This is a genomic window from Rhodoferax sp. (assembly GCF_039922535.1).
Lineage (GTDB): Bacteria > Pseudomonadota > Gammaproteobacteria > Burkholderiales > Burkholderiaceae_C > Rhodoferax_B.
On sequence record NZ_JBDTEM010000352.1, the window covers coordinates 1 to 8,865 of the forward strand.

At 58.6% G+C, this 8,865-nt stretch carries 10 protein-coding genes; 5 read left to right on the top strand and 5 right to left on the bottom strand.

What is annotated here, in order from left to right:
- Positions 1 to 114: 114 nt before the first annotated feature.
- The gene (locus tag ABI213_RS16630) at positions 115 to 627 is read right to left on the bottom strand and encodes a phosphatase PAP2 family protein (protein WP_348027929.1); all 513 of its coding nucleotides are present in this window, start codon (positions 625 to 627) and stop codon (positions 115 to 117) included.
- A gap of 217 nt (positions 628 to 844) precedes the next feature.
- Positions 845 to 1,789 carry a CDF family Co(II)/Ni(II) efflux transporter DmeF gene (gene dmeF / locus ABI213_RS16635; RefSeq protein ID WP_348007053.1) on the bottom strand — a complete coding sequence of 315 codons (945 nt, stop codon included), beginning with the start codon at positions 1,787 to 1,789 and terminating at the stop codon, positions 845 to 847.
- Between the two features lie 280 nt (positions 1,790 to 2,069).
- On the opposite strand from dmeF, the gene ABI213_RS16640 reads away from it, so the two are divergent.
- On the top strand, positions 2,070 to 2,540 hold the full coding sequence (locus ABI213_RS16640; RefSeq protein WP_348007052.1) for a glycine zipper 2TM domain-containing protein: 471 nt from the start codon (positions 2,070 to 2,072) through the stop codon (positions 2,538 to 2,540).
- Positions 2,541 to 2,730: 190 nt separating this feature from the next.
- On the opposite strand, the gene ABI213_RS16645 is transcribed toward ABI213_RS16640, so the two are convergent.
- Together ABI213_RS16645 and ABI213_RS16650 are read right to left on the bottom strand one after the other, a co-directional pair.
- Positions 2,731 to 3,204 carry a hypothetical protein gene (locus ABI213_RS16645; RefSeq protein ID WP_348007051.1) on the bottom strand — a complete coding sequence of 158 codons (474 nt, stop codon included), beginning with the start codon at positions 3,202 to 3,204 and terminating at the stop codon, positions 2,731 to 2,733.
- A gap of 387 nt (positions 3,205 to 3,591) precedes the next feature.
- Positions 3,592 to 5,142, bottom strand: a complete 1,551-nt coding sequence (locus tag ABI213_RS16650) for an ATP-binding protein (protein WP_348007050.1) — start codon at positions 5,140 to 5,142, stop codon at positions 3,592 to 3,594.
- A 205-nt stretch (positions 5,143 to 5,347) separates the two neighbouring features.
- On the opposite strand from ABI213_RS16650, the gene ABI213_RS16655 reads away from it, so the two are divergent.
- The 4 genes from ABI213_RS16655 to ABI213_RS16670 all read left to right on the top strand — a co-directional run bounded on the left by ABI213_RS16655 (position 5,348) and on the right by ABI213_RS16670 (position 8,189).
- Entirely contained in the window at positions 5,348 to 6,103 is a 756-nt protein-coding gene (locus ABI213_RS16655; RefSeq protein ID WP_348007049.1) for a transporter substrate-binding domain-containing protein, read from the top strand.
- Positions 6,104 to 6,159: 56 nt separating this feature from the next.
- Positions 6,160 to 6,951, top strand: coding sequence for a transporter substrate-binding domain-containing protein (locus ABI213_RS16660; RefSeq protein WP_348007048.1), 792 nt, complete (start codon positions 6,160 to 6,162; stop codon positions 6,949 to 6,951).
- Between the two features lie 112 nt (positions 6,952 to 7,063).
- Positions 7,064 to 7,888, top strand: coding sequence for a class II glutamine amidotransferase (locus tag ABI213_RS16665; RefSeq protein ID WP_348007047.1), 825 nt, complete (start codon positions 7,064 to 7,066; stop codon positions 7,886 to 7,888).
- Between the two features lie 58 nt (positions 7,889 to 7,946).
- Positions 7,947 to 8,189, top strand: coding sequence for a DUF2789 domain-containing protein (locus ABI213_RS16670; RefSeq protein WP_348007046.1), 243 nt, complete (start codon positions 7,947 to 7,949; stop codon positions 8,187 to 8,189).
- Between the two features lie 81 nt (positions 8,190 to 8,270).
- Here the strand turns inward: ABI213_RS16670 and ABI213_RS16675 are convergent.
- Positions 8,271 to 8,865 (bottom strand): DMT family transporter (locus ABI213_RS16675; RefSeq protein ID WP_348027927.1); only part of this gene is annotated, 595 nt, incomplete at its 5' end.

An 8,865-nucleotide genomic window follows, 5' to 3' on the forward strand; every position in this document is an offset into this window, starting at 1 on the left:
CATGCAGCGATGGGTGGAGCGGTGGAACGGCATTAAAAGTAAGTGTAGCGTTTAGGCGCTTGGTAACAGAGTGTTGTACGACGCTAGAGTTCCCCAGCCTGGAATTGGCAACGGTCAGCGCGGCATCCAACCGTTAGAAATCGGCCAAGCAAAAACCCTACGGTATAGCGTCTCAGAAGCGTTGGTTAGTAAGGCACCAAACCGATGCCATAGGGGAGTCACCAGGGCGAGAGTCACACCCGAAACGCATACTGCACCCAGCATATCCAATGGGAAATGAACGCCCAGAAACACCCGAGCCCAAGCCACTAGCACCGTGCAAACCAGCATGAACCCGGCCAATCCCGCGGCACCCCCAAGAAGCAAGGTCAATCCCACCCCAGACAGCACTGTGACATGGTCACTCGGAAACGAGGAGTCAGGCTGGTGCTCTATCCAGGCATGCCCCAAACCGAGCACGAATGGCCGAGCGTGTTGCCAAACCAATGCAATAAGTTGGTTGACACCCACAGCAAGCATCACTACAGCGAAGGTTTTCAGCGCTAGATTTCGCTGACGGAAGCCTCCCGTAAGCCATATCCACGCAAGGATGACAGGCACCAGATAAATCAGAAAATCACCCACCACAACGGCCGTACTGATAAGCCAGGCCGGCGTGTCCTCTCGCCCATTCAGGGTGAGAAAAAGACTTCGATTGAAGGATTCCAAGCTGTCCAAAATTCGCTCCGATTGATGTACCTGTGTATTCTCAGCGTTTTAATCAGGGGAGCTAGATTGTGTTGTGCAGTCCAGGTCGGGAGTGCTGGAGAGAACTCTTGCAGGATGCGCCGCAAATGCTGGTAGCCTACCCGCAGAGGTTGATTTCAACCGTGGAATGGACGACCTCCTCATGCACTCCAATCCAACTGCGGACGATTTCCGGTGTCAATCCGTGGTCATGGGTGACCACACTCACCGCGCAGGCGTATGCGGCCTTGCCTACCCGCCAGACATGCAGGTCGGCCACACGGGTTTCGCTTTCCTTGCCGCCGTCTTCGATCGCTTCGCGGATTTCATCAACGACAGGATGGTCCATCTCTCGGTCGAGCAGGACTTTGCTGGTGTCGCCCAATAGGCGTTTTGCCCAGAGCGCAACCACTACAGCCCCCAGCACACCGGTGGCCGGGTCCAGCCAAGCCCAGCCATAGAGCCACCCGCCAACCAGCGCCAGGATGGCCAGGACGGACGTTGCAGCATCAGCCACTACGTGCACATAGGCCGACTTGAGGTTCAGGTCGTGGTGATGTGCGTGGCCGTGCGCAGCATGTCCGTGGTGGTCATCACCATGCTGGTGGTGCGCCGACCCCAGAATCAGCGCAGAAACGATGTTTACAACCAGGCCTACGCTGGCAATCAGAATAGCTTCCTGGTAATGAATCGGCTGTGGCGAGAACAGGCGCTCCACCGAACCGACCAGCATGAGTGCGACCACGACCAGCAGGAAAATGGCGCTGGCAAAGCCGCCGAGGACCTCCATTTTCCAGGTCCCAAATGCAAACCGGCTATCCCCTGCGTGGCGTCTTGCTGCTGTGTAAGCGAACGCGCTCAAGCCAATCGCCACGGCATGCGAACTCATGTGAAAGCCGTCGGCTAGCAGCGCCATCGAGTTGTAGAACCACCCTGCAGCAATTTCTACAACCATCATGACTGCAGTAATCCACATTACGAGCCGGGTGCTGCGTTCCGCCGCCGCATTGCCTTGGTCAAACGTGTGGTTGTGATGCCAAGGGGCTAGGTCGTGGGTGTGCATGGGGAGTCTTAATCAGTACAAATAGGCTGCTGCGTGTTCAAAAAATGGTTTTAAAAGGGGCGAGTCTGGCCCGGTCCAGTCTGCATGCAGCACGCATCATTTTAGGAGTTGGCGCATACCCAGCGCGAAATGAGCGGGGCTGAAAACCTCTCTAGGAAGATAGGCGGCATGGGGTTTGATGAACTTCGTTACATCTTAAATTCCTTCTGAGTCACCTTTTCCGTTGAGTTTCGCGTTGTAAAGCTAGGCCGCTATTCAGACGGTTCAACTGGAGTATCAAATGGAAATGAATCAACCCTCGACCCGCATTCACCCCTTGATGGCGGGTGCCGCCGTGTCTGTCATGGTTGTGAGCCTAATGGGCATGGCAGCTATGACTGGTTTGTTGCCAAATTCGCATGCGACCGCTGCGCAAACCATGCCGATATCCGCGCAAGCTCCCGTTGTTGCACCCCTGACTGCCCCCGTGCAGCAAGTAGCAGCCGCTCCAGTCGTCCACAGAACTGTCGTGCACCACTATCCAGTGCAGCACGCACAGACGCAGGCCGGCCAGCAGTATTCCCAGGCACCTGCTTACCAGCAGCCAGCACCGGTTGCGCAAAATAGCCCTCTTGGCATCGGCGTAGGCGCGGTGCTTGGCGGATTACTGGGTAACCAGGTGGGTGGCGGTAAAGGCAAGACGCTGGCAACCATTGCCGGTGTTGTGGGTGGCGGTTACCTCGGAAATGAAGTTGCCAAGCGGAATCAATAAGGCCTAGGCTGCAGTCGCCAGTGGGTCTAGGCAGACCACAGGGTGAGCGAGTGACCGCTTTGCCGCATGATGAATGTCGGCAATGGGCCCAAAAGAGACCTTCATCTTGAAGCCGGTGCTCAGCTAGTCCATCACAGCCGCGGATAGCCAAGGCTCGCCCCATCTGCGCCCTTTCCCGCACCCCACAAACTCAACGCAGCACCCGAAACAGCGGTAAATCCGGCCCCTGCTGAACGCGCCGCACCACGCCGCTGGGGTCAAAGTACACCCAGAACCACATGTTCTCGATGTCTTTCCAGCGGTAGGACCAGATCTTGCCGTTCCAGGCCATCACACCGTCCACCGTGGCGGGCGGGCCGAAGGCCCAGAGGATGTCGGCCTGGGTGGTGGTGCCCGACACGTCGATTGTGTAGAAGTGGCTGGGGTTCATCACCTCTTGCGATTGCACGACCCGGCCGCTGCTGTTCAGGTCCACCATCACCACCGATTGCCCCATCGGCTGGCGCGAAAACTGCAGCCGATGGATACCGTCGCGCTCCAGTTCGGCCGTGGGGCGGCCCAGGGTCGAGAGCACTTCGTCGCGGGTCATGCCCGGTGTGACAGTGGCGCAGCCCGCCAGCGCGAGCAGTAGCGACGAAAAAAGGGCTAGAACAAAAAGGCGCATCGCAGGTTTCCTTCAGAACGGGGTAGGGGTATGGGGCGCAGAACGGGTCCATGCGCGACCCAGTCACTATGCACTGCGAGCGTAAAGCGGTGCCGCAACTGGTGCCGAGGGCTTGGCGGTATCCCTAGCTTGCTGAAGGGTTGGGACGGATGGCACCGTCCGGCGCAGGCCCATCTTCCATCGGATAGCTGTCCAAAATGGTTGCTATTAATTTGAGAGTGAAATCCATGGGTAAAAGCCGCTGCCAGTGCTGAGAATACCTACGCTGGGTGCTATCAATATAGATATCAATCTATAAAGGATGCCGTGAACCGCAAAGACATCACGGAAAAGATCATCGCCGCCTGCCTGGTTCAGATGCCCTGCACGTCCGAGCAGGCCAAGGTCCTAGGCATGAACGGGGCCACGATGTGCCGCGACCCTGGGCATCCTCAGCATGAAGACGGTGCCTTGTCCCAGGCTGGATTGCACATCGATGGTTCCGCCCAAAAGGCCCGACAGCAAGCTAAACACAATACTCAGCCCCAGGCCCGACCCTCCAGCGCCCATGCGGGTGGTGTAGAACGGGTCAAAAATCCGGGATACGTTCTCAGGTGCTATACCCGCACCGTCATCCGATACGGTCAAGATGATCTGTTCGTTGGTTTGCGCCGCGCTAATGCGCACCGTCCCTGCAAGCTGTTCAGAGAAAGCATGCAGCGCGGCGTTTTCAAATAAATTGCTGACGATCTGGCCCACAGCACCTGGATAGCTTTCCATCTCAATGCCTTCAGGCACATCAATGTGCAGCGTCACCGACGCGTATTTTCGAACTACCGACACGGACGCCAAGGTTTCTCGGATGACTTCCTTCAAGTCGAAGCGTCGGCGGCGCAGGCTGGTTTGGTCCACTGCAATTTGCTTGAAATCCTGGATCAGAGTCGCGGCTCTGTTGAGGCTGTGGACTGCAATCTCGGCGCCATGCGCCACCTGCTCCAGGTACTGGTTGAGCTGGGTTTTGGTAACGCCCCGGCCCATGCTGGCAAGAAACTCTTGGGTTTGCTCCACTATCGTGCTCATCACCAGCAAGCCATTTCCGATGGGGGTGTTCAGTTCATGGGCTACACCGGCCACCAGCGAACCCAGGGACGCCAGTTTCTCGGACTGGATCAGGCGATCTTGGGCTTGCTTCAAATGCTCCAGGGCCTCCTTTAAATGGGTGTTGGCCAGGCGTACTTCGGTAGTGCGCAGCAGGACCCGTTCTTCCAACGCGTCTACCGATTGCGCGAGCGCTATCCGCATGCAGTCAAGCTGTTGACTCAGGACCCCGAACTCGTCTTGGCGCAGTGCTGGCACCGCGGTTTTGAGATCGCCTGTTGAAATCGATGCGGCACTGGAGCGCAGCAAGTTCAGCGGCTGGTGAACCCGGCGGTTCAACCACATGCTTATCAGCAACAGAGAGGCCACAAATTGACACCCCACCACAGCCGCCAGCAACCAGGAGGAATAGAGTGCCTCGCTTTGGGCCGAATCGGTGGCATAGGCGAGGCTGACTTCGCCCAGCTCCGTACCCTCTTTGGCAATCGGTCGCTTGACTTTGATGGTGGTAGCGTTGGCATTCGCGGGCCGATGAAACTCCAGCAGCATCGCTCCCGTGGTGTCATGGACCTCTACCCAGCTCACAGAGGTATCCGCGACCACGGCCTGCATCAACGGATGCGCGGTATCCAGCGCCACATTCCAGAGTGGCAATACCAAGCCCGCCTGCAACAGGTCGGCAAACTTCTCTGCCTTGGCCCGCGCATCGATGTCGACGGACTTTTGCCAATTGAGGGTCAATAAAACCAGAATGGCGATGGCGCCTGGAATCACCAAGGCCAGCATCAGGACGATCAACAAATCGCGCCGAAGGCTGCTGGTTGGCGTGCTGCCTACCACGAGCGGCTGCGCCGGGCCCATGTCAACAGCCGCCCCAGGGGCGGATGTTTCTCACCATACTTTTAACGGTTGTCACAGGCTGGTTCGGGCGCATCGGCAAATTGTCAGGCACCCGCACCCAAGGGTCAATTGGACTACTGGTTTATCCTGCCTTGTCAAAATACAGGCCCACGCGTTCAATGAAAAGCGTCCTTCGATAGCTACGCAGTTCTACTTGGATGGCTGCATGAATACATACTGGAAGCATTGCTTTTCGCTCGCCATTGTGGCCTTTGGCATCGCAGGCGAGTGTGCCCCCTGGGTTTTGCGTGCCGCTGCCCAAGAAGGCTCGGCGCCCAAATTCATTGTGTCGAATGGGGCTGCGACTGGGCATTGCCCCGATATTTTGCATGCGATCGAGCTGGCCGATAAGGACCTGCGTTTCACCATTGCGCCCAGCGCCATGCCGATCAAACGGATTGAAAAAGAGATCCGAGCGGGGACTTTGGACATCATGTGTGCCTTGCTCGATTCCCCGGCCCGCAACGAGATTGCCCTGCAGGTGTCTACCCCCGTATATACCGTGCGTGAACGCCTGGTGGGTTTGCGCAGCGATGAAGAAACCATCTTCGGATTTGACGATCTGGCCCGCTCAGGCGGCTTGGTGGCGACCCAGACCGGTGCCAGCTATGCCGAGAAGTTGCGAGAGCACCAGATCAAGGTTGATGAAACGAGCAGCGCTGTCGCTTTGCAAAATATTCTCAGGAAGCGAGTTCGCTATTTCTACATCAATGAACTGACGGCCATCTACTACATCAAAGAGGAAGGTCTGGAGGACAAACTCTATCTGCTGCCGGTCATCATGGGGCGAACCCAAAGCTACCTCTGGGTGGGGAGGCAGGTAGACCCCGCGGTGGTTCAAAAGCTGGACGCCGTGCTGGCCAAACTCAAAAAAGATGGCACGCTGGACCGTATCTATCGCAGCTACGGTGGTACCAATTGAAGGAGTTTGCCCATGCCTAGCAATGGAATGCTGATCGAAAAACCGAGGTTACCAAAATGAGCCGCTTGTTGTCACGTTACAGCGGGTTCGCCCTCGTGTTGCTGTGCCATGCCGCTGCGGTAGAGGCCTACTGCAACAAGCTCATCGTCACCGCCGATCCGGCCTATCCGCCCATGCATTGGTACGACGGCGAGCACCTGCAAGGTGCCAGCATAGAAATTGCCAAACGGGTCCTGGACGAATTGCAGATACCTTACGAAGTGCGCTATGTGGGCCCTTTTGCACGGCTTATCAAACTTGCCGAACGCGGCGAGGTGGACATGGTTGCCACCCTTAAAAAGACACCGGAGCGTGAGCGGTTTCTGCTCTATACCAAGCTGCCCGCGCTGTCCAATCCGGTGGCGGTATTTCAGTCGCGCGAGCACTCTTTCTTTTTCCAAGGTCGGGACGATCTGGTTGGCCGTAAAGGCGGTATTACCCGTGGCAATATGTTTGGCGATGACTTCGACAATTTTCTCAACACCAAGCTCAATGTGGAAACCGCAGACAACCCGGAAAATAATTTCAACAAACTGAAGCTGGGGCGTATCGACTACTTCATCACTGGCTATTACGTTGGCATGGCCTACCTGCTCAAACGCGGCGACGAGCAACGTTTTACCGCCATGTCGCCTTATGTGGTGGACACGCCCAACTATCTTGCGCTCGCCCAAAAAGGTAATTGCAGCGACAAGCTGGAGGCCATCGATAACAAGCTTGCCCAACTGGCGAAATCCGGCGTGATTGACGAGCTGGTCAAGTTGAGCTTCGCGTATTGGAAGGCGCATCCGACGGTGGTCGAGAAATAGGCCGTCTGTGAAGACGGCGTGGAACATCTGCCGCCGTGGCTGACGTTGAAAAATCGTTGCAAAGCAGATACTTAACGCGCCATACACAAATAGGTCTTAAGCTTTCCGCACCATGTGTGAACTTCTCGCCCTCTCCACCTCCGAGCCTGCGCAACTGACTTTTTCGCTCCATACCCTGGCCTCGCGCGGCAGCGCCAAGGGCGGGGTGCACGATGGCTGGGGCGTAGCCTTTTACCAGGGCGTGGATGTAGCGCTGTTCCGCGAGCCGCAGGCGGCGGGCGACAGTGCCTTGGTGCGCTACCTGGAAAACGAGGGGCCCAGCACCACTTTGGGCGTCTCTCACATCCGCCACGCCACCCAGGGCATGGTGCAGTTTGTCAATACCCAGCCCTTCATGCGCGAGCTGGGCGGCCACACCCATGTGTTTGCCCACAACGGCACCCTGGTCAACTTCCAGACCAACCCGACTATGGCGCTGAGCGGCTACAGCCCGGTGGGGCAGACCGATTCGGAGCATGCGTTTTGCGCGCTGCTGGCCCGCCTGCACACGCTGTGGGCCGGTGGCTCTAGCCCGCCGCCGCTGGAGGCGCGCATGGCGCTGCTGGTGGCGTTTGCCGCCGACATGCGGGCGCTGGGCCCGGCCAACTTTTTGTATTCCGACGGCGACACGCTGTTTGCCCACGGCCACCGGCGCATCCATGCCGACGGCGAACCCGCCGAGCCGCCAGGCCTGTGGTTGCTGGAGCGGGTCTGCATGTCGGCCGCACCGCCGCCCGCGCACCAGGACGGCGTGGCGATTGAAGCCGAGGCCGAAGAACACGATGCCATGCTGATCGCCAGTGTGGCGCTGACCGACGAGGCCTGGCGGCCGTTCAACGAGGGCGAGCTGGTCGCCGTGCGCCAGGGCAAGTTGCTTGCCCGGCACGGCGGCGTTTGAGGCCACGAAGGCCGCCGTCAAGCATCGCCTTGGCCGATCAAATGCGGTAAGGTAAGGCATGGACACACATTCACACCCCTTCCACGCCCTGTTTGCCCAGCTGGGCCTGCCTTCGGACGATACGGACATCGCCCATTTTCTGGCCATGAACGCGCCGCTACCGGGCAACGTGCTACTGCCAGACGCGCCTTTCTGGTCGCCCGCCCAGGCCACGTTTTTGCACGAAGCGCTGCTGCAGGATTCCGACTGGGCCGAGCTGGCCGACCAACTGAGCCAAGCCCTGCGCGCACCCAAGGCTTAGTGTAAGAATTTATAAGAAATAGGCCTCTAGTGCACGCTGCACCTGCGCGGGCAGCTATCAAATGTATGGCAAGCACACCGTTTAACGTTGAGGTCTGCGCAGCGTCCACAGTGCCAATGCCATCAAAACTACCCCCGCCACCTGCACCGCGCTGAGCGTACGGCCATAAACCAGCCGGTCCACCCCGATGGCGGTCAGCGGGTAGACGTATTGCAGCACCGCAATCTTGCCGGTGGCCAGCCGGGCCATGCCGGTAAACAGCAGCACGTAGGCCAGGCCGGTATGGAATACGCCCAGGCCCGCCAGCCAGGCCCAACTCGATGCCTGCGTGGGCCAACCGCCCATCGATGGAACCCAGGGCACCCAGGCCAGCACCACCACACCTACCGCGCACTGCCACCAGGCCAGGGCAAAAGGGGTGACGTGGCGCTCGGTTTTGGCGATCAGCGTGACCCCGGCGTAGCTGAGCGAGCCGCCCAGGCACATCAGCAAGCCCAACAGATAGCCATCGCCCATGGTTTGGGTATTACCTTCTAACAGCCCGGTAGTCAGTGCCAGCCCGCCCAGCGCCACCAGCGTGGCCGCCCACTGGCGCGGGGCCACGGCTTCTTTGAGCCACCAGGCACCGCACACCATTACCCAAACGGGCTGGATGTGGAACACCACCGTGGCCACG